Here is a 25,662-nt window from a genome sequence, read left to right on the forward strand (position 1 = left end):
ATAGTTATTAAAAAGGCGACCGTATGGTCGCCTTTTTTGTTTTTGAATAATCTATGACCTGCTTAATCCTTCCACGGGCCACTTTCTGTGACGGGTATGATCTTATCACCTTTTAATCTAGAAAGGCCTTGATATCCACCTAGCCAGATGGTGCCTGTAGCATCCTCATAAATGGTCTGGATAGCATTGCTTTGTAAGCCATCGTTCTCATTATAATTTGTAAAGCTATTACCATCGTATTTGTATACGCCTGCATTTTCGGCAGTAAACCAGATGTTCCCTTTTGAATCTTCAAAGAGACTCCACACTTCTTCTCCTGTAATCGCTCCATCTGTAGTAAAGTTTGTAAACTTTGTTCCATCATAACGGCTCACGCCTTTATGGTGTGTTGCAAACCAGATATTACCCGTGCGGTCTTCTAGCATATCATTCACATTATTACCTGCGAGACCGTCTCTGGTGCTCAAGGTATCTAGCATATTGCCATCCCATATAAAAGCACCACCATTTGAGGCAAACCAAAGCTGTCCTTTTGTATCCTCCATTATGCTATGCACAATGGTCGTACTTGAGACACCACGAGAATTATCTACGCTGGTTTCTGGTAGCGGGAAAGGAGTAAAAGTTGTTCCGTCATAGGTGTTTATGCCACTCACAGCGCCTATCCATAAGGTTCCTTTTGAATCTAGTAACATACTCCAGATATTATTTCCTGTGAGTCCCTGCGCTTCTGCGTAGTTTTTAAAAGAAGGTTTATCGCTAGATTTCTCTGTATTCAAATCATAACTTACAAGCCCTCGATTGGTCCCAAACCAAAGTGTACCATCTTTATCCTCCAGAATTGCTCGCACTGCCTCGCCATTAAAACCGTCGTCTATAGAAAAGTAGTCTACGCTCGTTCCATTATATCGTATCACGCCATCACCATTAGTTCCCATCCATAAGCTACCTTGAGAATCTTGAAAGATCCTGCGTATAAATTGGCTTAATGGAGGCGGACTCAAATTAAAGTTATAATCCTGTGCAGGAGCTTGTGTGGAGATACGGCTAGCTTCTTGCGATGGTGCTTCTTCTTGTATATCTCTTTGTTTATTTTGAGAGGTACAGCTATAGCTTAGTATGGCTAGTGAGGTTATAAGTAGGTAAATAGAAAAGCGCATCATCTAAAGAGATTTACATTAAATGTAAGCCAAACTTTAAACAATGCGCTCTTGCAACTGTCAAAAAAGTGTCAAATCCTACTTGACTACTTATCGATTATTTTACAAATAAGCTTTTTTCTAGACCATTATCAAAGGTGATATCTGTCCAGTCTACTGTGATCCACGGTGCATCTGTAACCGTAGCGTCCCAATCTGATTTTTTATAACGACGTTTTGTAGGGATTTGTAAACCATCTACTTCTTCATAGCTTATCTCCATAAGGTAAGGGTCTGTCACGCCAAAGTCTACCACTGTAAATAAAAATTGATCTACACGTTTTGTCTCAGGGTTGATGTACACTTGGTAGATATCTTGAGGTTTATCTCCAGTGCTTTCAAAACTTACTTTTACCACATCGTAGTTAATGTTGTTTACCGTTTGTTGTTTTACATATTCATACACAAGACCTGGATCTCCTAGTTTTTGCATCATTGTAAACCAGTAGTAGTTAGTAGGTCTGTTAAAGGCTACACGCTTAAGCGCAGCCTCATCTGTAATTATGGTTCCTTCATTTTTAAGCCAGTATTCCTTACCATCATACCCTTGCTCTATGGTGCCTTCTAGTTCTGGAAGTGTGCGCTGGTGGGTGTTATATAATCCATAAGAGTACTCACCGTCAAAGATGTATTTTTCTGTAGAGACGTCCTTTTGCCCGTCTGGCGTTTGATACGTGTAGGTATAAACAACATCATTTTTTGCAGCTAGCGTTGCATAGTCACCTACTTCTTGCATCATTGTATATACAAGTTCGTGGCCTTTATTTGTAAACGTGGGTGTTTCTTCTTTTACAACATTTTCGGTTGTTGTTGGGGTTTGCTTCGTTGTGTTATTACACGATATGGATATGAGGGCAATAAGAATGCCTAGCGTCGTTTTTAAAGTCATAAGGTTGTTGTTTGCTGTGATTATAAGGGGCAAATGTAATAGCCGGTGTAGTGGTGAGGTTGTTTTAAAGGGAGTTTAGCATTTTTTTAGTATTGTGTAGGTATCCGCTTTCGCGAAAGCGTAAAAAAACCACTGCAATAGTACATCACAGTGGTTGTAGTATGATATAGTGCTAAGCCAGCGGCTGTTTTTTAATTAGAAAGATCTAGTGCATTTACAGCATCTGCAATTTCATAGCCTAGGCGTAATCCCTCTGTAGAGTCCTCTTGTATATGTACTCCCAGCGGTACTCTAGAAAAAGCATTTTCTGAAGCCATCTCGGTGAACGAGGTATAACTACGTGGGGTGCCTATAAAGTCTGTAATGTAATCAAAACCTAGGTAGGTGTTGTCTGTAAAGTCTATAGCATCTGTGCCAAAAAAGTCTATAAAAACCCCTCCAGCTGCTCCTGCAAATGTTGCGTGGCCAGAAGGATAACTAGGAAAAGCCGGATTAGGTGCCACCACAAATCTCGCAAGATTAGTCGTAAAGTCTTCATCTATAAACTCATTAATGTAGGTGCTAGGTCGCTGCGTGTTATAGGTGTACTTATCATCCCAAGCAGACACGGCTGCGTCATTTATAGCAAAACTAAGACGCAATAATAACTCCAGAGTTTGATCAAAATCAAGGTCATATTGCTCTATAAGTTGGTTTGCGATAGAAAATTGTCTTCCAGGTGGGCTTATCATAATACCCTCTACATCATCTGCCCAAAACTCGGCAATCCATAGGTTTTCATCATCCCCATTTGCAGCGGCGGTAGCAACGTCATACACGTTAGTCATACTCGTATAATAATCACTTGCTGCGTTTTCACTATAAGTAAGTAAGGAGCTAAAGTCTGTACTACTCGTTTCTTCTGGTTCTATCACAAAGGCGCGCACCTCTCTCCAGTAAGGAAACCACGCATCCTCATCATCACTAGCTGCCCAGAGGCCATCACCTACGGGAGCTACATAGTCTGCCGGAGTTTGATCTCGCACTTGCTCTTCACCAGCCTCATCTGTCTCGCTGTATGCAATAACACGTCTTGCCACGTGTCTTCCCCATCTTCTAGAGTTGTCTATCACATCTTCACTAAGGCCTTGCTCCAGCTCTTCTTCTTTGTTATTTCTAAATCTAAAGACATCTTCTCTGGCATTTGGCGCGATGCTAAACATAAAGTGGTCAAACGCAATCGCATACGCTCGGTTAAGTGCTAGATCTAGATCTACATTATCTTCTAGCTCGTTTACATCTACATCTAGTTCGTCTAGTCTCTCATTATTTGAGGTATACCCATCCATAAACGGTACGGCGGTCTCGTAGCCTGTAAGGTGTATGTAGGCCAGGGAGCGTGTGATGGTGTTAGGGCGCATATTATTAGTAAACTGGTCTATGCTCACCCAGAGGTCGCTCCACTCTGTAATGAGTTGTGCGGTTTGATCTGTAAGGGCTATGGGATCATCATCGGCTGGGGTAGTGGTGGTTGTTGTGGTGTTGTCATCATCATCTGCACAGGCATACAGAAAGAGAAATAGCAAGATCGCTATCACTTTGATTTGTGAAGTTTTCATATATAAGGGTTTTTAAAGATTACAAACTAATAGCCCATCGCATTTGCCGTAGCAGTGCGCACATTTTAAATGGACATATTTGTTTGATTGACCCTTGGTATAGATCTCGGTATTACTAACTACAACTTAGATGTTTGGATAAAAATTGTAGTACATAGGGATGTTACTTCATATACAAACGCTAAAATTCTGTATATTAATATGTAAGATAGTGTTTTTTTAATAAATCGTATTTGGGCGGCGAGGCTAAGCACTGCTTACAAGCTGTATAATAGGGGATATTACGCTTTCGCGAAAGCAGGATTCACACCCTTAAAACTCATTTACCAGAAGAGTAGCCATATAAAATTACCCACCACAAGCAGCTGAAGCACAAAAAGCAAGATGCTGAGGTCCTTCTTAAAGCGAAATTTGATACCAATGACTAGCAACAACAGCAGCGGAAGCACAAACCCAGAGACAAGCCTAAACGAGTAAATGGTGCGATCTTCCGAGGGGAGTATGCTATAGCTGTTTACTTCTTTACATAGTAAAGAGACGGTATAGCTCACAGATGTACCTTCTGCAGACTTTGCAATATCCTCTGCTACCGAAAATTGGTGTTTTGGCGTTACAACTTCATAAGAGTTGTGTGAGTTGCCACCCGCGTTATAGTACCGCTGTTTCTTTTTTTGAACACGAGTGACCTCTTCTGTATACACCGTACCTGGTAGCGCAAAGTCTAAGAGCGTCACAAGTGCCAGAAGCGCTGTGACACCGTAGATGGCAAGTGGTACTGTAGATGGTTTGTTGTGCATTTATGGGGTAGAAGTTTACCTACTAATTTATATTACTCTTTTCGTTTATAAATCAAGACATATTTTTCTCTATCAGCAATTGTCATTGCGTCATCTGAGTACATAAGTATTTTACGTATAACTGGTTTCTGGTAGTAAAAACCGTCCTTTCTTTTTTTTACTAGTTTTGCTTTTTTAAGTGAAGGTAGAAACTTATGGTCTGGTGCAATCTGAAGTTCTAGGTTAATTTCTTTTGTTTTTTTATCGAAATACCAAGTACCCACAGAGACATTTAATGGGTTAAAACTTTTATAAGTTCCGTCTTCTTTAAAAATGTAACTATCTCTATTTACATTTTCAATACCCATATCTCTTCCAAAACGGATAAGCGGAATTTTGGTTTGCTTATCTCCATTCTCATCCTGTAATTCTATGAATTCCCATTCTCCTATTAAATCATCTTCGGTCAAATTTTGAGAGAAGCCGCTGTTATAAATTAGTATGGATATAATTATGAATACTATTTTCTTCATCTTTTAGTCTTCTATATTAATTTATCAAGATATTAAATCGTTTTCGGTTAAGCACAAGTCAGATTTTTAAATTTTACTATTTATCTTTTTATTGGAAAGTCGTCAAATTTAAATATTTGACGACTTTCCAAATATGCTTTAATTTCAATTAAGCAACTATTTATCTATGAGTTATATAAGTTGTTGTAGCCAGTACTTTTTTCAGAACAAACTGTCAGGATATTTTTCAATTTCACTTTCAGTTTTTTCATTTTTTGCTTGTTGGATTTGTTTTATTATTGACTGTGTTTCTCTAAATTGTTGCGCTTCTGAAACTTTTATAAAATCGACTTCTTTTTCATACTTTTCTTTTATTACTTGTTCGATTTCATCTAATGTAACTTTAAAATACTCTTTTCTGTAATTTACTTTATTTATGCGTCTGTCATCAAATTCCTTATGCAAAAGGTTTTCAAGTTCAGGTGCATTTTCTGAAAATATCATTGCGTGTAAGTCAAAAGTAAAAGGAACAGATGCATCTCCTAATTCTTTTACTCTATCCATTGGCTCAAGCCTTCTTGTCATTCCTATTTTATACACGTTTTCTCCAAATGAGCCAAGATTAGAAATTATATAAACGTGTCCAGATTTTGTTTCTTGCGCTCTTGAAATAGCTCTTTCTTTAGCTTCGTGTGCCTCTTTTAGATTCTGTTCCAATCGTACGATTTGAGAATTTAGTTCGTCCAACTTTTCACCACTTACTAGTCCTAAATCCTTTTTTGCTTTTTCTAATGCCTTTTGATAACGCTTTTCTTCCATTTCAGCATCTTTTCGAGCTTTTTCGAATTCACGTTGTGCTCTTTCTTCTTCTCGCTGTTGAGCTCTTATTTCTCTTGCTTCTTCTTTTTCTTGATATTTTTTGTGAGCTAACTCATAAACTAACTGAAGTTCATCGATCTTTAACTTTAAATATTTATCAGTAAGAAATGTATTATTCGATTTCCCAAGTTTATTGATTGCGTTAAAAGCTTTTTTTATTCTTTCTTCAAAACGCTTTATATTATTCCAGCGGACTTTGGAAATTAAGGAATCACATTCTCCATTAAATGCTCTCAAAGTTAAATTAATATATCTTCGAGTCATTATTTCTCCTTGTTTTCGACTATTTCCAACTACCCATTCTGTATTACAAACACAAGCATTTCCTCCTTTTATAAGTTGTTTTTGTTTGTTTACAACATCCGTTATTTTCTCTTTGTATTCTTCTGACGTTTCTAAATCAAAAATCGGTTCATAAATTCCGAGCTCAATAAATTCTAAATCGTTTTGATAAAGTTTGATGTCTTTCTCCAATTCTTTGAAGATTGATTTAGCATTAATAAACTTATCGTTCAATTCAGTTGCACTCGCTTGAATTTTTGAAAATTCTTTGTTCTTTGATTCAATTTCATTTTCGATTGATACAATTCCGCTAAATCTTTCTAAATCAGAATTCAGTTTGTTGTTTTCTTCAATCTTTGTAGATAATTCTCCCTTTTTATTTTCAATTTCTGCGTTAAGCTTAATTTTCGCTTTTTTACATTGATTTATGACAATAAAAAGAGCAATACATAAAGCTAAAATTGAAATTATTAATCCTAGAGTCATTTTCAGTTCGGGTTTTTCTGGTATTGGTTACAACTTGCGTCTATAAGCAAGTTTGTTTTTTACATCACCTAAGTCCAGTAAAACCAAGAGCAAGGTGACCTATTTTATTAATTGTTAAGTCTTCAATTTTAAAAAGTAAAATCACTCATTCACTTTCTATAAAGCTAATATACCCCATACAACTCTCTCACTGTTACGGATTTCCGTAAAGCGGGTCTTAATATTTCTTTAAAATAAGTATTAGTAAAAAACGGAGAGGTTACACATCATCATTTACCTCCACCCAGTAGCCATCTGGATCTTGAAAGTACACCTGCTGTATGCCGTCATTGCGCACATAATCTTTAGTAGGTGTGCCGCGCCAGTCTGAGTAATCTATGGCGAGGGTTTTGAGGTGGGTGATAAAACCGCCTAGGTCATCTGTGGCTAGGGCAAAGTGTACTGCTTTATTGGTTTTTATTTCGGCATCTGGGCGCGGTATGAGGTGTAGTTGTTTGCCATTACCCATCGCGAGCCAGCGGGTGGGAGAGACAGAGGCGGTGTTTTCTATCTCGGTAAAGCCAAAAACGTTTTGGTAAAAAGCGACAGCCGCCGCCACATCTGTCACAGAGAGCGCTATATGGTTAAAGGTAAATGTATGCATAGGTGATGATTGTGAGGTTTAAAGATCATCATTTTTTTGGGCACAAGCAAGCCGGTGGTGCGGCCATCTGTCTCGGGGTAGGTGGGGTTGTGGGGTGTATGCTTTCGCGAAAGCGTACCCATATCCATTGTTAAAAAAATGGCTATAAAAGTCTCTTTTTGGGTTTTAATTCACGGGTGGAGTCCGTAATTTAGATCCCTGCTATGGATTCAAAATTAGAAGTATATATTGAGGGCTTAAATGATGCCCAGCGTGCACCTACACTACATAAAGATGGTGCCCTTATTGTGATTGCGGGCGCGGGCTCTGGTAAAACACGTGTGCTCACAATGCGCATCGCATACTTGATGTCACAAGGGGTAGATGCCTTTAATATCTTGTCGCTCACCTTTACAAATAAGGCGGCACGTGAGATGAAAAAACGTATTGCCAGTATTGTGGGTAACAATGAGGCAAAAAACCTATGGATGGGAACCTTCCACTCCATATTTGCCAAAATATTGCGTATCGAGGCAGATAAGCTAGGCTACCCGTCTAACTTTACTATTTATGATACCCAAGACTCACAACGTCTTATAAGTGCCATTATCAAGGAGATGCAGCTAGATAAGGATATCTACAAGTACAAGCAGGTACAAAACCGTATCTCTTCTTTTAAAAATAGCTTGATCACCGTGCGTGCCTATGCAAATAATCCAGAGCTGGTAGAGGCAGATGCAATGGCAAAACGCCCACGTATGGGTGAGATCTATGCAGAGTATGTAGATCGCTGTTTTAAAGCTGGCGCAATGGATTTTGACGATTTACTGCTACGCACAAATGAGTTGCTCAACCGCTTTCCAGAGGTGCTTAATAAATACCAAAACCGTTTTAAATACATACTGGTAGATGAGTATCAAGATACAAACCATAGCCAGTACCTTATTGTAAAGGCACTCTCAGATAAGTTTCAAAACATCTGTGTGGTGGGTGATGACTCGCAGAGTATATATGCCTTTAGAGGCGCAAACATTAATAACATTTTGAACTTCCAGAAGGATTATGAGAATGTGGCAATGTACCGCCTGGAGCAAAACTATCGCTCGTCAAAAAATATTGTGGAGGCGGCAAACAGCGTGATAGAAAAAAATAAAACCCGTCTTGATAAAACCGTATGGACGGCAAACGAAGATGGAGGCCAGATTATCGTGCACCGCTCGCCTACAGATGGTGAGGAGGGACGCTATGTGGCAAGTTCCATTTTTGAAAATAGAATGAACCACCAGCTTAACAATGGTGACTTTGCGATACTGTACAGAACAAATGCACAGTCTCGTGCAATGGAGGATGCCCTGCGCAAGCGTGACATCCCATACCGTATTTATGGTGGACTTTCCTTTTATCAGCGCAAGGAGATAAAGGATGTACTGGGCTACCTGCGTGTACTGGTTAACCCAAAAGATGAGGAGGCACTTAAGCGTGTGGTAAACTACCCTGCCCGTGGTATAGGCGGTACCACCTTAGACAAACTTACGGTGGCGGCAAAGCATTATGGCCGTTCCATCTTTGAGGTGATGGATAAAATAGAACAGCTAGGTCCCTCGATGAATATAAATCGCGGTACACAGACCAAGCTTAAAAACTTTGTCACGATGATTAAGAGTTTCCAGATTCTTAATGAAGAGAGTGACGCTTTTACTGTAGCAGAGACGGTTGCAAGAAAGACAGGTCTATTACAAGAACTTAAAAAAGACGGTACCCCAGAGGGAATTGCTCGTATAGAAAATATAGAGGAGCTTCTTAACGGTATGCGCGACTTTGTAGAAGAGCAAAAAGAGCTGGCAGATGCCACTGGCTCGCTGGCAGAGTTTCTAGAAGATGTAGCGCTGGCTACCACTCTAGATAATGATACGGGTGATGATGATCGTGTGGCACTTATGACTATACACCTTGCAAAGGGGTTGGAGTTCCCATTTGTATACATCGTGGGGATGGAAGAAGATCTCTTTCCTTCTGGTATGAGTATGAGCACACGTAGTGAGCTAGAGGAGGAGCGACGTCTCTTTTATGTAGCACTCACCAGAGCAGAGAAGCAAGCATACCTTACCTACACAGAGTCTCGCTATCGCTGGGGTAAACTGGTAGATGCAGAGCCTAGCCGCTTTATAGAGGAGATAGATGACAAGTATCTGGACTACCAGACACCTATGGAGAGTTACCGCTATAAACCGCTTATAGATGCAGATATCTTTGGCGATGTAGATAAGAGTAAACTGCGTCTCAAGAAGCCGGTAAGTGGCACACCGCCTAAGGTAGGAACACCTACACAAGACCAACTACGCAAACTCAGAAAGATACGACCAGCCGCAGGAGATAGCGCTACTCCATCACTGGCAGGTAGCCTAGAACCAGGTACTGTCGTAGAGCACATACGTTTTGGAAAAGGGATTGTAGCCGGTATAGAAGGTAAAGGTCAAGATCAAAAAGCCGAAATCAATTTTGAAAACGGCGGACTTAAAAAACTGCTTCTGCGCTTTGCAAAACTTAAGATTGTAGAGTAGTAGGTGAGGAGTGATAAGGGTTTTTGTTACGCTTTCGCGAAAGCGTAAACAGCCTCATTACATCTTACTCGCAACACCGTTGTTTATTCTTCTATAGCAAGGTAGATATCTATGTATTGCCCTATCTTGGTACGTACGTCTAGGTAACTTGTCTCGTCCCAGTTACCGTGACCACCATCATATACTGTAAAGATGTGAGGTACATTATTGTTAGACAATGCCGTGTCTAGTCGCTGCCCGTTTGTGAGGGGTACCAGCGGGTCTTCATTACCATAAAACTGTAGGGTAGGGCTGCTATCTACATTTGCTACGATGGCAGGACTTAATGCTTCGGCAAGGTTTGTATTTGCCGGGTATGCGCTCTCATCTGTAAGTGCATCTAGATATTGCTCAAAACCAGGCTCATCTGCATAAAAAGGATCTGTAAAATCTGCGGGTCCCACTATGTTTGCTACAAATTTTATTTGGTCTTGTGTATCATAGGTATAATCATACATCATAGCGAGATGTACCCCAGCACTAAGGCCTATAAACCCATACTCGTTAAGAAAACTTAGCTCCTCGTGGGTGTCGTCTAGTTGATCTACCACCGCCTGCACATCTAGAAACTGGTTAGGAAACGCAGGCACACTAGGAGGGTCTGCCAGTACATAATTCATATTTACCACTGCGTGGTCTGGATGTTGCGATTGCACAAGGTCTATAAAAGCAGTTACATCTTCCTTATCTCCTTCTACCCAGCCCCCACCGTGTATGAGGATAATGGTTTTAGTCTTAGTAGCCTTACGACCAGCAGGGAGGTAGATGTCATACACCTGTAATGGGTCATCACCATACGATACATCTGTGAGTACTACGGCTTCTAGGTCTGCCTCTTCTGTAGGACCGTCATCTGTGGCAACAACATCATCTGTGATAACCTCTGGTGCTAGCTCCTCGCTATCAGAACAGTTTATCGTTAAGAACGATAGTAATACAGCAAGTAGGAGTGTGTGTAGTGGTCTCATTAAGATAGTTTTAAGTATTAACGTGTAGATGTACTTTTTATGTTAAGGTTGCGTTAGTTTTTTAAAGAGTTTGTGGCAAACTCCCTAACTTTAAATAAAAAAGAAGATGATTAAAGAAGGAACAAAAGTAAAATGGAGCTGGGGAAACGGCACAGCAGAGGGTAAAGTACAGTCTACATTTACAAAGAGTGTCACCCGCACCATAAAAGGAAACGAGGTCACCCGCGACGGCGAAGAAGGGAATAAAGCCCTCTACATAGAGCAAGAAGACGGTACAAATGTACTCAAGCTAGAAAGTGAAGTAGAGCGCGCAGACGCATAACATCTTTTAATTATACACAGCGTCTTTATGGCGCTGTTATTCTTTGTAATTTTAACCTATCTAAATGTTATGCTATGTCACAGTTTATAAAACTCTACGAAGAAAACCCAAACCCTAAAGATCTCAAGCAAATTGTAAAGATCTTAAAAGCTGGTGGTCTTATTATTTACCCAAGTGATACTGTATATGCATTGGGCTGTGATATCACAAACGCAAAAGCACTAGAAAAGGTGGCGCAGATAAAGGGCGTAAAGCTTGCAAAGGCAAACTTTTCTTTTGTATGTGAAGATTTAAGTAATCTCTCAGATTATGTACGACAGATAGATACAAAGACCTTTAAAATATTAAAACGTGCCCTGCCGGGACCGTACACCTTTATATTACCTGGTAATAATAACTTGCCTAGCTCTTTTAAGAAAAAGAAGGAAGTGGGGATACGTGTACCAGATAATGAGATTACAAGAGCCATTGTACGTGCACTAGGTAATCCTATTGTATCTACCTCTATTTATGATGAAGATGAGGTAATAGAATATACCACAGATCCAGAGCTCATCTTTGAGAAATGGCAAAATAGGGTAGACGTAATAGTTGATGGAGGTTATGGTGGTAATATACCTTCTACCGTAATTGATCTTACTGGTGATGAGCCTATTCTTATAAGAGAAGGAAAAGGAAGCCCAGAGCTATAAATAGAAAAACCTCTTCAAAAGAAGAGGCTCTTAACTAAATCTAATAAAAAGATTTGGGGGGCTTACTAGCTCGTAAGCTAGTAAATTATTCTCCGCCAGCTAGGGCGTCTGTTGCTATTTTAGAGAAGTTGTTATCGTGATAAACTAACTCATCTAAGCTTAATGTGTTGATTCTGTTTGGAAATTCACCGCTAAAATCGTTATCAAAAACACTTAATTTCTTTAATGATGGTAACATTGCGATTCCTTCTGGTAACTCACCAGTAAACTTGTTACTGTTAATTTGTAATTCTTTTAAGTTAGTAAGGCTTGTGATAGAACTAGGTAACTCACCTTCTAAATCATTGCTGTAAATACTTAATCTTTTCAGTTTCTTTAATCCAGAAAGATCTGCTGGTAAAGAACCTTCAAGACGGTTAAAGAAAAGATCTAAATACTCAAGCGAACCCATTGCAAGAATATTTGTTGGTATTGTTCCTTCTAGTCTATTAAGAGATAAGTTAATTGTTTTTAACCCTTTTATAGTAGCAAGACTTGCTGGTATTGTTCCTTCTAGTTTGTTGTTGTGTAAATTAAGTACTTTAAGAGAAGTTAAGTTACTTAAAGAAGTAGGTAATGTACCCGTTAAGTTATTGTCTCTTAAACTTACTGCAAGAACTTGATCTCTAAAGATAGTTACACCTTTCCAGTTTTCTGGAGAATCATTAAGATCCCAAGAGTTTGTCCACTCATTACCGTTTGTGCTGTTGTATAAATCTACAAGCGCTTGTTTTTGAGCAGGAGTAATTTCTGCAATTGCAAAAGCTGTAAAAAAGAAGCAAAGGATCGTTAGTGTAATTGATTTCATAGTTCTCTTGTTTATGATTGGGTTACTCAAATGTAAGTATGTTTAATCGGTAAACAACACCATTTTCTCGATTATCGACGAAAAGCACAAAATTTTAACATTTAATCGTATAATTTGTGTATTTAATCGATGATTTTGGATTTAACAGTGTCTTTTATCGAGTAAGAACTGTGTATATAAACGAAAAAAGGCTACCGTTAATCGGTAGCCTTTGATGAAATCTTGTTAAAATGAAGGTGAATTAGTTCCCTTCTTCTTCAGACATATTTTTCATTTCCTCCTCGATCATATTATAAAATTGATCAATTTTAGGAAGTACATAAATCTTAGTTCTTCTGTTTGTAGATTTATTTTCTGGTGTGTCATTTGGTACAAGTGGCACAAACTCGCTTCGTCCAGCTGCAATAAGTTGTGCAGGGTTTGCACCTAGCTCAACAAGCTTACGCACAATAGCTGTTGCTCTTTTTGCACTTAAGTCCCAGTTATCTATAAGGACACCTCTATTATAAGGTACGTTATCTGTGTGACCTTCTACTAACGCTTCAAAATCTGGTTTACTATTTATAACTGTAGCCACTTTGCCTAAAATCTCTTCTGCTCTAGAGGTAATCTGGTAGCTACCACTCTTAAAGAGTACTTTGTCAGAAAGCGATATAAATACGACTCCTTTCTCTACATTAATCTCAATGTCTTGATCATTTATACCTACCTCACGTTTAAGGCTAGTTACTAGAGCAAGGGTTACACTGTCCTTTTTAGTAAGTGCATCTTGTAATCTATTAATCTTAAGATCCTTTTCTTTTAGGCTCTCTAGTGATTTCTCAAGATTTACAGCGCCTTGTTTAGTAAGAACTGTAAGATCTTTAGAACTTTGTATAAGATTGTTCTTATCTTTTCTCATCTCGGCTACACGCTCTTCAAGTGATTTTACACGAGTAGTTGCACTAGCTTTTTCTTCAAGGCAAGCGTTGAGCTTAACCGTAGCAGAGTTTAAAAGGTCTTGAGTTTCTTGCTGTCTTGCTTCTAGCGCAGCATATTCTTTTTTAGAAACGCAAGAAGTTAAGAGTAAAGCGCTGGTGATACCAGCAATCAATAATCGTTTCATATGTTGTATAACTTTTAAATGTTTGATAAATGTACGAAACCCACTTGCTTGTGGATCATTGTTAACACTTATTTATAGATTTCTTACAGGTCCTTAAAGTACTGCTTTTTTTGAACAAAGTACTTCCAGACTATTGAGAAGGTCTGCGCGTAAGGTGTAGGATGTTTAAGCGTCATACGTTTAACGAGCAAGGAAGGTAGGTGGTAGTAAAAACTAAAGTGCGCTTTTATAATGGCAAGTAAATGCTTGGGCTTTCCTGCAAATAGGTATTTAAGACCAGCAATACCGTCAAATATAAGTCGTGAGAAAACGATAAAGAAAGCTCTTATTCCCTTTACGTTCTTCATCACGTTAAACAAGGTATTTCTAAAATTATAAAATGTCTTCTTAGGATTTTCTGATGGAAGTGTAGCGCCACCTAGATGCAATACTTCACTAGCACAACTTGCGAGCACTTGATACCCCATATTACGTAAACGCCAGCAAAGATCTATCTCTTCTTGATGTGCAAAAAAAGTTTCGTCTAGCGCCCCTGCTTGCCAGAAGTAAGGTGCTCGTACAAAAAGACAAGCTCCGCTTGCCCACTGTACCTCCCTTGTGTCATTATATTGCCCTGTATCTTCTTCACAGGTATCAAAAATTCGCCCGCGACAAAATGGATAACCAAATGCATCTAGATAGCCGCCGGCCGCGCCAGCATACTCAAAGTGTGTAGGCTTCTTAAGATCTTTTATTTTAGGTTGTGCAGCACCTACTAGCGGATTATCAAATAATGCAATCATAGGTTTTAACCAGCCTTCGGTAACCTTTACGTCGCTGTTAAGCAAGACATACACATCACTCATAATATGTTTAAGGGCATCATTATACCCCTTCGCATAACCACCGTTTTCTGAGTTTTGGATGATTTTTACCTCTTTAAATTGCTCTTGAACATAAGCAACAGAAGTATCTGTACTCGCATTATCTGCGACATAGATTTCGGCGTTTGGGCTATAGGCTATTACAGAAGGTAAAAATCGTTCTAGTAGCGATTTACCATTCCAGTTGAGGATGACGATTGCAATTTTCACGGTGCAAATAAAAGCTTTTTTATGTTAATACGCTTTCGCGAAAGCATAATAAAAGCCATTAAGTTATTTATAATCTGGTAGTTCTCTTAAAAAGTCATAACGCTCTGCAACGCTATCTACTTTACAATAGTAATGTGAGAGACCATTTGTAACCATAAGCAGGTCTGCTTGCAACTCTAGATTATACCTGGCTATCTGGTCAAAGGTCGCTTGTGTGATTTGCACTTTTGGCGCCTTGCACTCTACTATAATATACAGAGATCCATCTGGTTTAAAAACGACAATGTCATAACGTTTACGAGTATTTCCTACGCATATCTCTTTTTCTACATTAATGAGACTTATGGGATATCCCTTATCGTTTGTTAACCATTGAAGTACGTGCTGTCGCACCCATTCTTCTGGAGTTAACACCAAGAATTTTTTGCGTATGAGGTCAAATATATACGGTTTGTTTTCGCTATTTTTGAGCCTAAAGGAGTATGCAGGAAAAGAGAGCTGTTGCATACCACAATAGTACGAGTTCTACGGGAAAAGCCAAAGGTGAAGCACGCAAAAAACATAGTAGACGATATTAAAAATGGGATCATAAAACCTATCTATTTTTTAAGTGGAGAGGAACCCTATTTTATAGATCAAATCACAGATTACATAGAGCATAACCTCCTTGATGAAGCCGAAAAAGGGTTTAATCAAGTAGTACTTTATGGTCGTGATGTCTCTATAGAAGATATTGTGAGCAATGCAAAGCGATACCCTATGATGGCAGAGCGACAGGTGGTGATTGTAAAAGAAGCACAAGACCTCTCTCGTACAATAGAAAAGCTTGCAGATTATGTAAAAAATCCACAGCCTACTACAGTACTGGTTGTGGCTTATAAGTATAAGAAACTAGACAAGCGCAAAGGACTCTCAAAAGCACTTAAAACTCACGGAGTGCATTATGAGAGTAAGAAGCTTTATGAAAATCAAGTAGGTGACTGGCTGCGCCGTGTACTTATAGATGAAGGCTACCACATACAGCCTAAGGCGGCACAAATGCTAGTAGATTATCTAGGTAACGATTTAAGTAAAGTAGTAAATGAGCTCAATAAATTGATGCTTATTTTACCTAAGGGAAGTGAGATCACCCCACAAGCCATAGAGGAGAACATAGGGATAAGTAAGGACTTTAATATTTTTGAGCTTCGTAAAGCCATCTCAGAAAAAGACGTTGTAAAAGCACAGCGCATCGCACAGTACTTTACACAAAACCCAAAAGATAACCCGCTAGTACTTACCGTGGGCCAACTTTTTAGCCTTTTCTCAAGTATATTAAAATATCACGGCTTACCGCAAAAGGATAAAGCAACTGTGGCAAAAACGCTAGGAGTCTCTCCCTTTTTTGTAGGTGAGTACATCACTGCCGCTCGTAACTACCCTATGAAAAAGGTGAGCGCCTGCATCGCCCTCATAAGAGAGGTAGATGTAAAAAGTAAAGGAGTAGGAGCAAGTGCCTTTGCAAGTAATGATTTACTCAAAGAATTGCTCGTAAAGATTATGAACTAAGGGCTAGCAACCTATTATTCGGCGGCGATTACGCTTATTTCTACATTTACGTATTTAGGTAGGTTTGCTACTTCTACGGTTTCTCTAGCAGGTGCTGTTGCCTCGTTAAAGTACTTACCATACACACTGTTTATCTTCCCAAAGTTTTCCATATCACTTATGAAGATGGAAGTCTTTACCACATTTTCAAAGGTCATTCCTGCTTCGGTAAGAATCGCTTTTACACTTTGCATTACAAGCTCAGTTTCCTCTTCTATACTTCCTTTAAAAAGTTCGCCAGTTGCTGGTATGATGGCAATTTGCCCGCTAGTATATAACATTCCGTTTACAAGAGTTGCTTGATTGTACGGTCCTATAGGTGCTGGGGCGTTTGAAGTTGTGATTATTTTTTTCATTAGTATGGTTTTTAGAACGCTTTCGCGAAAGCGTAATTACTGCTATCTCTATTATAATTGCTGGTCTGGGGTACGACGTTTGTCATATTTTATATCACTAAGCAGGTTACCGGTAATCCCAATAAAGAAATTCCACGAGGTTCTACTCAGGTCATTATTTACGGGTGGTACCCAGCTAAAGCGCATATTCCAACTCTCAAGATCTCTCGCAAAGTTAAGTGAGGTGTAAGTAATACCAGGGTTTGCAAGGTCATACCCAGTAGATCCTCCTACGGTCCAGCGGTTACCTAGCTTTATATCACCACTTATTACAATAGAGTGGGTGCTTATCTGGTCTTGTCTGGCACTGTTTGCATAACCTACTTGATAGCCAAAACGTAAATTCCACGGCACTTTAAAGGTGTAAAATTCTACTTCTTTTTCTTCCTCTTCCTCATCTGGTTCATCTCTTCCGGCATTTCTATTTCCGGTAATATCTACTCCTTGACCCAGTAAGTCATCTGGACGGCCACCACCAGCAAAGGTTGAGTTTTCTGTACGATCTGTATTACGACCGGGATCTTTTTTACCGCCTTTCTCAAAGTCTCTACTTGAAAAACTGTAACCAAAACTCGCTTGCCCAGAAGTTAGTCTAAAAAGACTACCACCATTATTTATGTTGAGTCTGTCTATTCTTCTATTAGAACTATTAAGGGCATAGATATCTAGATTTCCACCAAAGTTGATATCGAGCTTGTCTTGTATAATAGGTATAGAGCCATTAATATTTATAGGAGAAAGCCTGAGACTATCTGCCGCAATATTATAAGAGGTCCTTATGTTAAGGTTGTTTATAAGATTAATTTTACGGGGTTCTGTAGCTGTGCTGTCTTTGCTTCTCACCTTAGCCTCAAGTGTATTTGCTAGACTAAAAGAAAGTGAGTTAGATATCTGGTTACTAGGTGCTCCAAAAAAACCTCCATCAAAACGCGAGTACTCAACTGTTTCATCAAAAACGTCACTCAATGGGTCGTTAGGGTCATTGCGCTGATAGGTGTCATAAAACTGGCTAAAGGCAGGAGTATATGACCACCCTATAGAAGGCCTTACTACGTGGCGTATGGTTTGTATTTTACTACCTTCTTTAAAGTTAAAAGTACCATATACCGTTGTACCTAAGCTTATACCTCCTCTATAAGTGCGGTAGGCATCAAACCCGTTTACAGTATCGCGCACCACAGTTTTTGTGTCTTGATCAAAACGCTGATCTATAGTCTTAAAAACCCAGCTCTCTTCAAAATTACCGCTCACAGAAGCACTTATGTAATTAAAGAGCTTAAAGTTAGTAGAGATCGGGATGCTGTGCCTTATACCTGTCTGAGCACTCTCAAACATCTCTGAGGTAAAAAACTCATCATCTGTGGTATTAAAACGGTTATCTGCTCGCAGAGCATAGCTTAGGTTTACATTTTTAATAAGTCCTTTTTTAGACCCAGACTTACCTGCAAAGGGATAGATTCTATCTACGTTGAGCTGTGTGGTAGGTAGCGACATTGTAATTTGCTCTGTCTGTGAGTTTTGGGAGTGTGTTGCTGCTACCGTAAGATTTACAGGCACCGTACCCGGGAAGGTACGTGAGTAAGAGACTGAAGAACTAAAGTTGTTATTTAAAAAGTTACCCGTGTTGGCCTGGCTTAACGACTGTCTGTAAAAATTACTACTACCTAAGTTTACAGAGGCAGAAAATCTACTGTTAGGACTAGACTTTGTGTCTTGCGAGTGGTTCCAGCGTATGTTATAGGTATTTGTTTCAGAAAAGTCTGGTAAGCCTCGCTCACTAAAAAGAATACGCTCAGAGCTAAAACTAAAACGCCCACTAAATTTGTAACGCACCTTATACTCACTATCTGCACGTAGGGCATAACTACCATTTGTATAATAGTCTCCAGTAAGTGCAAGGTTAAAGTAATCGCTTAGCGCAAAGTAATAACCACCATCTGTTACAGAGTAGCCGCGCTCATTACTCTCACCCACACCAGGCACAATAAAGCCAGACACACTGCGCTCTTTCTCCATAGGAAAAAATGCAAAAGGAATCCCAATGGGTGTAGGTACATCTGCGATGTACATATTAGTAAGACCCGCAACTAGCTTTTTACCAGGTACAAACTTTACACGCCTTGCATAAAAGTAATATTCTGGATTGTCTAGATCTTCTGAGGTGGTGATTTTTACATTGCTCATAAACACCACAGAGTCGTTTACACGTTTACTACGTTCGGCTTTGAGGTTTATTTGTTGCCCTCCAGCACCTTCTACGCGTGAGCCATAGATGAGGGCGCGCTGTGTGTCAAAATTAAATTTTATAGAGTCTGGCTGTACTTCATTCACACCCTGTATAAAGACTGGTATTTGAGAATAATTACCAGCAGAGTCTTTTATACCTTTTGCAAAAACCGTGTTAGACTCATAATCAAGTATAATCTCTCCGGCATTAATTTTCATATCCTCATAAAGAATCTCTGCCTCGTTATATAGGTATATTTTCTTTTTGCGCTGTGAGATACGCTGGTAGTCTGTAGCCTTATAGGTTACCTTATCTGTGAGTGTTTCTGGTTTTTTCTTTATAGAATCTTGAGGTGTTGAGAGTAGTTCCTCTACGGTGATGTCTTTTGTCGTTAGAGTGTCTACTGGTTTAGCAAGAGTTTGAAAACCCTCTGTAGCACTCTGCATAAGCGTGGTGTCTTGAGGCGGTACACGTCTGGCATCATTCTTGGGTGGAACGTCCTGAGCATTTACTGTAAGAAGCGGCAGCAAGCAAAGTGAGCAGATAATAAGAAGGAGTCCAGTTTTTGTTTGCAATGGGATTAGCCTATTTTTGTGCGAATATCAATCAATTAAAGTGCCAAAATTACGTATATTTTTTTCGGCTTTTGCCTTAGAAAATATTTTTTGAAAATAACACCCGTATTCAGTACGTTACATCAGTAAACGAGTTTAATTTTATACCTAACGCTTAAAAGAGTAAGATTTGATACAAAGGATGCGTAAAAAAGACACATTTAAGATTTATTTAACCATTGGGCTACTCGTGTGGAGTTGTCTTAATGGCGCTTTCGCGAAAGCGCAATCATCCTCAACCAGTAAGAAATTTAAGGTCGTGCTTGATGCCGGTCACGGTGGTGACGACAGCGGAAACCGTGGTAATGGGTATTATGAAAAAAATATTGCGCTAGACATTGTACTTGCCGTAGGTGCCGAACTTGAAAAGCAAAAAGACGTAGAAGTAATCTATACTAGAAAGAAGGATGTCTTTATACCACTAGCAACCAGAGCAGATATTGCAAACGAGGCAAATGCAGATCTTTTTATAAGTGTGCACTGCAACTCGCACTCTAGCCAGGCAAAGGGTACAGAGACGTTTGTAATGGGTATCGATAAGAATGAAAAAAATATGCGCATCGCCAAAAAGGAAAATGCGGTAATCCTTCTAGAAGATAATTATGAGGAGCGCTATGCCGGTTTTGACCCTAATAAACCAGAAACAATGATAGGCCTTGAGCTTATGCAAGAGGAGTATCTTGACCAGAGTTTAAATCTAGCGAGTTTTATAGAAAAAGAATTTACGAGCGCTGTAAAAAGAAGCAGTAGAGGTGTAAAGCAAGGACCTTTCTGGGTACTGCACAGGTCTGTAATGCCTAGTGTGCTTGTAGAGACTGGCTTTCTTACTAACAATGAAGAGGGAAGATTTTTAAATTCAAATGCTGGTAGAGTTAAGATGGCAAAGGCTATAAGTACCGCGGTGACTAATTATAAGAAGGCTATACAAGCGACAGAAAGTATTACCGTGGCGGCAGATGCGCCTGTGGCAAATAAACCAGTACGTGTTGAAAAATCTAAGGTTTATAAAGATGTTACTTTTAAAGTACAGCTAGCGGCAAGTAAGCGCAAGCTTGAGACTAAATCTTACAATTTTAAAGGACTTAAGAATGTGAGCCGTATTAAAGATGGGAGACTTTATAAATATTTTTATGAAGCAACCTCAGACTATACGCTGGCTAGAAGATTTTTACAAGATGCAAAAGCAAAGGGGTATAAGGAAGCTTTTATTGTACCTTTTGATAAAAGTAACAACAAGTTACAGCTTAAGCAAGTGTTAAATTAGTCTTATCTGTAAGGGAGAGCTTTAACAATTCACCTACATTTGTGTACATAACCATCATCTCAATTAATGTCTAAAGAAATCAAAACCGCCATACTAGTAATTGCAGCATTGCTGTTACTTATTTTTGGCTACAATTATCTTAAAGGAAATAATCTACTAGATAAGAGTAAAATTCTCTACGCAAAGTATGATAATGTAGAAGGTCTTGCACCTTCATCACAAGTGACTATTAATGGGTTGCCAGTAGGTAGAGTACTATCTATAGACTTTGCAGACAGTTCTGGTAAGCTTGTCGTAAAGTTTGTGGTTGAGAAAGATTTTGAGTTTTCAAACCAGAGTCTTGCTAGAGTCTACGGTGGAGGCTTAATAGGAGGTAAGTCACTAGCGATAGTTCCTACCTATGAGAAGGGACAAAATGCAAAAACTGGAGATACACTGCCAGGTGAGATGGGAGAAGGAATTATGGAGCTGGTAAACGAGCGCCTTACGCCATTACAAAATCAAGTTGAGAAGGTAATAGGTGACACAGATTCTCTTCTAGTAAACGTAAATTCTGTACTAGATAGAGATACAAGAGCAAACTTAAGAGACGCGATTGCAAACTTTACAACAGCTTCTAGAGAGCTTAAAGGAATATCTGGGTCTGTAAATGCTTTATTATCAGAAAACCAAGTAAAATTAGACCGTACCATAGCAAATCTTGACAAAATGAGTGGTAATTTTGCAACATTATCAGATTCGTTGTCACAGATACAAATGGGGACAATGGTTGCAGATTTAGAAAAGACTATAGCAGATTTTCAAGAAATCTCTAATAAGTTAAATTCTCCAGAAGGAACCGTAGGTAAACTTTTGAATGATGAGCAACTTTACTTAAATTTGGATCGTACAGCAAATCAGATGGGGGACTTACTTCAGGATATGAAGCTCAACCCTAAGAGATATGTTCATTTTTCGCTTTTTGGTAAAAAACCGGGAGCGTACACTCCGCCTAAAGATTCGTTACAGTAGGCGCGAGCTTAACTAACGAATTTTATGCAATACATTCAAAATTTTATTTTCCTTGTAGCCCTAGTTCTTGGGGTTGGTTTCTTTGTAAAAAACATTAAAAAGCTTTCCCGTAATATAAATCTGGGAAAAGATGTAGATCGTTCTGATAACAAGCCACAGCGCTGGAAGAATATGGCAAAGATTGCCTTAGGCCAGTACAAGATGGTAAAAAGACCAGTATCTGGTATTCTACACGTTGTTGTTTACGTAGGTTTTATCATCATAAACATAGAAGTGCTTGAGATCATTATAGATGGTCTTTTTGGTACACACAGAGTATTTAGCTTCTTAGGAGGGTTATATGATTTTCTTATAGGTAGCTTTGAGATTCTTGCATTTTTAGTACTTGTAGCGGTTATCATTTTCTGGTTACGTCGTAATGTGATTAAAATACAGCGATTCTTAAAACCAGAGATGAAGGGATGGCCTAAGTCTGATGGTAATATCATACTATATTTTGAAGTAGTATTAATGGGGCTTTTCCTCACTATGAACGCTGCCGACTTACAATTACAAACTATGGGAGCTGCTCACTATGCATCTGCAGATGGTAGTATAATGGGTTCTTTCCCAATAAGTAGTTTTATAGCACCACTTTTTGAAGGAATGTCTGAGAGTGCTCTTATTATCGTAGAGCGTGCTGCCTGGTGGATACACATCCTAGGAATATTAGTTTTCTTAAATTACCTATACTACTCAAAACACTTACACATCTTACTTGCATTCCCAAACACTTGGTATGCAAAACTTAAACCACAAGGTGAGTTTAATAATCTACAAGCTGTTACAGATGAAGTAATGCTTATGATGGATCCTAATGCAGACCCATTTGCCGCACCACCAGAAGGAGCAGAAGAGGCAGAGGTAGGAAAATTTGGAGCAAGTGATGTGACAGATCTTAATTGGGTACAGCTTATGAACTCTTACAGTTGTACAGAGTGTGGACGTTGTACGAGTGAGTGCCCTGCAAACCAAACAGGAAAAAAACTAAGCCCTCGTAAGATTATGATGGATACCCGTGATCGTCTTGAAGAAGTTGGTAAAAATATAGATAGCAATAATGGCGTGTTTGTACCAGATAACAAGCAGTTGCTAGATGATTATATCACAAAAGAGGAGCTTTGGGCTTGTACTACGTGTAATGCTTGTGTTGAGGCTTGTCCTATAGGTATTGATCCATTGAGTATCATTGTAGATATGAGACGTTATATGGTGATGGAAGAAAGTGCAGCACCTACAGATTTAAATAATGCAATGACTAACATAGAGAATAATGGTGCACCGTGGCCGTTTAATCAGTTAGATAGAGGAAACTGGATCAATGAGGCGTAAACTTTTTATAATAGTTGGAGTGTTTTTTTTCGCTTTCGCGAAAGCGCAAACCCCTACAAAAAATTATAAAATAGATAGTTTACAGTTTAAGATGTACACACGTCTCTTCGTAGGGCCGCAGTTACAAGTAGATAGTATTACCGTCAAAAAGATATTTTGTGATTGGTGTACAGAGACCCAGATGCAAGTCTTAAGAGATGAGGCAATGCGACAATCTATGATAGAGCGTCACAACCCTAGATATAAAAAACCTGGAGAGCATAGACTGGCCCTCTACGTAAGATTTAGTAAAGAAGATTTTAAAAACCTAAACGATACCAATGAATAAAGAAGACGTAGACAAGCTATTAAGCGAGAAGTTAGAAGATGGAGAGCACGTAAGTCCAGTACTTCCAGAAGGGGTTAAAAATTATCTTATAGATATAGATGGTACCATTACCGAAGATGTTCCTAATGAGGAGCCAGAGCGTATGGGTACTTGTGAGCCTTTTCCAGATGCATTAAAAACACTTAATAAGTGGTATGATGAGGGTCACATTATCTGTTTCTTTACTTCAAGAACAGAAGAGCACAGAGATGTAACTACAGAGTGGTTAAATCGTCACGGGTTTAAATTTCATAGCCTTTTGATGGGGAAACCTAGAGGAGGAAATTATCACTGGGTAGATAATCACCTAGTAAAAGCAACACGCTACAAAGGTAAATTTACAGACCTAGTAGAAAAGAAAGTGACCATAGAGGTCTTTGAAGATTAAATTATAATTAGATTACATAGTAATAAACGCATATGAGTGAGACACTTAAAGTACCCACAATGGCCGAATATCTGGCGCAAGGAAAGCAGCCAGAAGTACTCTTTTGGGTAGGTTGTGCAGGGAGTTTTGATGACAGAGCAAAGAAAATTACAAAAGCATTTGCTCGTATATTAAATAAAGCAAACGTAGATTTTGCAGTTTTAGGCGCAGAAGAAAGTTGTACTGGAGATCCAGCAAAAAGAGCAGGAAATGAATTCTTGTTCCAGATGCAAGCAGTTACAAATATTGAAGTGCTTAATGGTTATGAAGTAAAAAAAATAGTAACGGCTTGTCCGCACTGTTTTAATACACTTAAAAACGAGTATCCATCACTAGGTGGAAACTATGAAGTGGTACACCATACACAGTTCTTAAAATCACTACTTGATGACGGTCGTCTTACAGTAGAGGGAGGTAAGTTTAAAGGAAAGCGTATCACCTTCCACGATCCTTGTTATTTAGGACGTGCAAATGGAGTCTATGAAGCACCTAGAGAATTACTACGCAAACTTGATGTAGAGCTTGTAGAAATGCGCAAGTGTAAAACTAATGGTTTATGTTGTGGAGCTGGTGGAGCACAAATGTTTAAAGAGCCAGAGCCAGGTAATAAAGATGTAAACATAGAGCGTACAGAGCAAGCACTAGAGGTGAAGCCAGACGTGATAGCAGCAGGATGTCCTTTTTGTAACACAATGATGACAGACGGTGTTAAGAATAAAGAAAAAGAAGATAGCATCGAGGTAATGGATGTTGCAGAGATGATTGCCTCTGCAGAAGAATTGTAGAGCACCTGGCATTTCAAGAAATAAGAGTGCGGTTATGGTATCGTTTTAACGTGCACTTTAATATCAATTTATTTTCAAAGCGGATGTGACATCCGCTTTTTTTACTTTTAAATAGAATAGTATGCTTGTAGATTTTAATTCACTTTCAGACACATCAAGAATCTGGTTATACCAGTCTGATCAAAAATTTACAGATGAGCAAGTAGCTCAACTAGAGAAAGATTTGAGTACATTTTTAACTGGCTGGACAGCGCACGGAGCAAGTCTTAAGGCAGGTTTTGAAATAAAATATAATCGTTTTATAGCGATAGGACTTGATCAAACAGAAGCTGCCGCTAGTGGATGCTCTATAGATAGCCAGGTGCGATTTATTATATCATTACAAGAGGAGCTCGGTGTAGATCTTCTTGATAAAATGAATGTGACCTATTATCAAAATGATCGCATACACTATAAAACACTTCTTGATTTTAAAAAAATGATTAAAGACGGTGCCGTAGGTAAGAACACTATAGTGTTTAATAATCTTGTAGCTACTGTAGGTGAGTATAAAGTAAACTGGGAGATTGCTGCAAAAGATAGCTGGCATTCTCGCTTTCTTAAAAAAGGAAAATAGCTAGTCTCTCTTAGTTCATAAGATGTTGTTAAGATTTCTAATTTTTAAGAACAGGGTTACAATAAACCCCCTATTTTTATATTAGTAATTAGAAAGCACTCCTTGGCGTTATTTTTGATTTCTACAAGACAACTTAAAAACTTAGATT

25 protein-coding genes are annotated in these 25,662 nt (G+C 38.9%); 11 read left to right on the forward strand and 14 right to left on the reverse strand.

Annotated elements, in window-relative coordinates:
* Nucleotides 1–62: 62 nt before the first annotated feature.
* The 7 genes from ABVM49_RS09965 to ABVM49_RS09995 all read right to left on the reverse strand — a co-directional run bounded on the left by ABVM49_RS09965 (nt 63) and on the right by ABVM49_RS09995 (nt 7,264).
* Entirely contained in the window at nt 63–1,163 is a 1,101-nt protein-coding gene (locus ABVM49_RS09965; protein ID WP_405201718.1) for a two-component regulator propeller domain-containing protein, read from the reverse strand.
* A gap of 94 nt (nt 1,164–1,257) precedes the next feature.
* Nucleotides 1,258–2,088 carry a DUF6503 family protein gene (locus tag ABVM49_RS09970; protein WP_405201719.1) on the reverse strand — a complete coding sequence of 277 codons (831 nt, stop codon included), beginning with the start codon at nt 2,086–2,088 and terminating at the stop codon, nt 1,258–1,260.
* A gap of 191 nt (nt 2,089–2,279) precedes the next feature.
* A complete protein-coding gene (locus ABVM49_RS09975; RefSeq protein ID WP_405201720.1) occupies nt 2,280–3,686 on the reverse strand; it encodes a vanadium-dependent haloperoxidase in 1,407 nt (468 codons plus the stop codon).
* Between the two features lie 323 nt (nt 3,687–4,009).
* A complete protein-coding gene (locus ABVM49_RS09980) occupies nt 4,010–4,483 on the reverse strand; it encodes a hypothetical protein (protein WP_405201721.1) in 474 nt (157 codons plus the stop codon).
* Nucleotides 4,484–4,515: 32 nt separating this feature from the next.
* A complete protein-coding gene (locus tag ABVM49_RS09985; RefSeq protein WP_405201722.1) occupies nt 4,516–4,932 on the reverse strand; it encodes a hypothetical protein in 417 nt (138 codons plus the stop codon).
* A 264-nt stretch (nt 4,933–5,196) separates the two neighbouring features.
* Nucleotides 5,197–6,621: a DUF4041 domain-containing protein gene (locus tag ABVM49_RS09990; protein ID WP_405201723.1), complete on the reverse strand. Its 1,425-nt coding sequence runs from the start codon at nt 6,619–6,621 to the stop codon at nt 5,197–5,199.
* A 259-nt stretch (nt 6,622–6,880) separates the two neighbouring features.
* On the reverse strand, nt 6,881–7,264 hold the full coding sequence (locus ABVM49_RS09995; protein WP_405201724.1) for a VOC family protein: 384 nt from the start codon (nt 7,262–7,264) through the stop codon (nt 6,881–6,883).
* A 203-nt stretch (nt 7,265–7,467) separates the two neighbouring features.
* On the opposite strand from ABVM49_RS09995, the gene ABVM49_RS10000 reads away from it, so the two are divergent.
* Nucleotides 7,468–9,804: an ATP-dependent helicase gene (locus tag ABVM49_RS10000; RefSeq protein ID WP_405201725.1), complete on the forward strand. Its 2,337-nt coding sequence runs from the start codon at nt 7,468–7,470 to the stop codon at nt 9,802–9,804.
* Between the two features lie 83 nt (nt 9,805–9,887).
* On the opposite strand, the gene ABVM49_RS10005 is transcribed toward ABVM49_RS10000, so the two are convergent.
* On the reverse strand, nt 9,888–10,811 hold the full coding sequence (locus ABVM49_RS10005; RefSeq protein ID WP_405201726.1) for an alpha/beta hydrolase fold domain-containing protein: 924 nt from the start codon (nt 10,809–10,811) through the stop codon (nt 9,888–9,890).
* Between the two features lie 106 nt (nt 10,812–10,917).
* Here ABVM49_RS10005 and ABVM49_RS10010 point away from each other — a divergent pair, with 106 nt between their 5' ends.
* Together ABVM49_RS10010 and ABVM49_RS10015 are read left to right on the forward strand one after the other, a co-directional pair.
* Entirely contained in the window at nt 10,918–11,133 is a 216-nt protein-coding gene (locus ABVM49_RS10010; protein ID WP_021778714.1) for a DUF2945 domain-containing protein, read from the forward strand.
* 74 nt (nt 11,134–11,207) lie between these two features.
* Complete coding sequence (locus ABVM49_RS10015) at nt 11,208–11,825, forward strand: L-threonylcarbamoyladenylate synthase (RefSeq protein ID WP_021778715.1); 618 nt, start codon at nt 11,208–11,210, stop codon at nt 11,823–11,825.
* An 85-nt stretch (nt 11,826–11,910) separates the two neighbouring features.
* On the opposite strand, the gene ABVM49_RS10020 is transcribed toward ABVM49_RS10015, so the two are convergent.
* From ABVM49_RS10020 to ABVM49_RS10035, 4 genes are all read right to left on the reverse strand, one after another.
* The gene (locus tag ABVM49_RS10020; protein ID WP_405201727.1) at nt 11,911–12,672 is read right to left on the reverse strand and encodes a Two component regulator three Y domain protein; all 762 of its coding nucleotides are present in this window, start codon (nt 12,670–12,672) and stop codon (nt 11,911–11,913) included.
* Nucleotides 12,673–12,913: 241 nt separating this feature from the next.
* Entirely contained in the window at nt 12,914–13,777 is an 864-nt protein-coding gene (locus ABVM49_RS10025; protein WP_021778717.1) for an OmpA family protein, read from the reverse strand.
* Between the two features lie 83 nt (nt 13,778–13,860).
* The gene (locus tag ABVM49_RS10030) at nt 13,861–14,850 is read right to left on the reverse strand and encodes a glycosyltransferase family 2 protein (protein WP_405201728.1); all 990 of its coding nucleotides are present in this window, start codon (nt 14,848–14,850) and stop codon (nt 13,861–13,863) included.
* 63 nt (nt 14,851–14,913) lie between these two features.
* On the reverse strand, nt 14,914–15,357 hold the full coding sequence (locus tag ABVM49_RS10035; protein WP_405201729.1) for a type I restriction enzyme HsdR N-terminal domain-containing protein: 444 nt from the start codon (nt 15,355–15,357) through the stop codon (nt 14,914–14,916).
* A 36-nt stretch (nt 15,358–15,393) separates the two neighbouring features.
* Here ABVM49_RS10035 and holA point away from each other — a divergent pair, with 36 nt between their 5' ends.
* A complete protein-coding gene (gene holA, locus ABVM49_RS10040; RefSeq protein ID WP_299148279.1) occupies nt 15,394–16,398 on the forward strand; it encodes a DNA polymerase III subunit delta in 1,005 nt (334 codons plus the stop codon).
* Nucleotides 16,399–16,412: 14 nt separating this feature from the next.
* On the opposite strand, the gene ABVM49_RS10045 is transcribed toward holA, so the two are convergent.
* On the reverse strand, nt 16,413–16,793 hold the full coding sequence (locus ABVM49_RS10045) for a Rid family detoxifying hydrolase (RefSeq protein WP_021778721.1): 381 nt from the start codon (nt 16,791–16,793) through the stop codon (nt 16,413–16,415).
* 51 nt (nt 16,794–16,844) lie between these two features.
* The gene (locus ABVM49_RS10050; protein ID WP_405201730.1) at nt 16,845–19,634 is read right to left on the reverse strand and encodes a putative LPS assembly protein LptD; all 2,790 of its coding nucleotides are present in this window, start codon (nt 19,632–19,634) and stop codon (nt 16,845–16,847) included.
* Nucleotides 19,635–19,815: 181 nt separating this feature from the next.
* Here ABVM49_RS10050 and ABVM49_RS10055 point away from each other — a divergent pair, with 181 nt between their 5' ends.
* From ABVM49_RS10055 to ABVM49_RS10085, 7 genes are all read left to right on the forward strand, one after another.
* Entirely contained in the window at nt 19,816–20,937 is a 1,122-nt protein-coding gene (locus tag ABVM49_RS10055) for an N-acetylmuramoyl-L-alanine amidase (protein WP_405201731.1), read from the forward strand.
* A gap of 66 nt (nt 20,938–21,003) precedes the next feature.
* Nucleotides 21,004–21,948 (forward strand): MlaD family protein, encoded by a 945-nt coding sequence (locus ABVM49_RS10060; protein WP_021778724.1) that lies wholly within the window; start codon nt 21,004–21,006, stop codon nt 21,946–21,948.
* A 24-nt stretch (nt 21,949–21,972) separates the two neighbouring features.
* Nucleotides 21,973–23,319, forward strand: coding sequence for a 4Fe-4S dicluster domain-containing protein (locus tag ABVM49_RS10065; RefSeq protein ID WP_021778725.1), 1,347 nt, complete (start codon nt 21,973–21,975; stop codon nt 23,317–23,319).
* A complete protein-coding gene (locus ABVM49_RS10070) occupies nt 23,309–23,647 on the forward strand; it encodes a hypothetical protein (protein WP_375251905.1) in 339 nt (112 codons plus the stop codon). Before ABVM49_RS10065 ends, ABVM49_RS10070 begins: the two co-directional genes overlap by 11 nt.
* Nucleotides 23,640–24,074 carry a hypothetical protein gene (locus ABVM49_RS10075; RefSeq protein ID WP_021778727.1) on the forward strand — a complete coding sequence of 145 codons (435 nt, stop codon included), beginning with the start codon at nt 23,640–23,642 and terminating at the stop codon, nt 24,072–24,074. The genes ABVM49_RS10070 and ABVM49_RS10075 overlap by 8 nt, the downstream gene beginning before the upstream one ends.
* 32 nt (nt 24,075–24,106) lie before the next feature.
* A complete protein-coding gene (locus ABVM49_RS10080; protein WP_405201732.1) occupies nt 24,107–24,898 on the forward strand; it encodes a (Fe-S)-binding protein in 792 nt (263 codons plus the stop codon).
* A 121-nt stretch (nt 24,899–25,019) separates the two neighbouring features.
* Nucleotides 25,020–25,514 (forward strand): hypothetical protein, encoded by a 495-nt coding sequence (locus tag ABVM49_RS10085; protein ID WP_035324540.1) that lies wholly within the window; start codon nt 25,020–25,022, stop codon nt 25,512–25,514.
* The last annotated feature ends 148 nt before the right edge of the window (nt 25,515–25,662 follow it).

It is taken from the genome of Dokdonia sp. LLG6352-1, from assembly GCF_045055815.1.
Taxonomy (GTDB): domain Bacteria; phylum Bacteroidota; class Bacteroidia; order Flavobacteriales; family Flavobacteriaceae; genus Dokdonia; species Dokdonia donghaensis.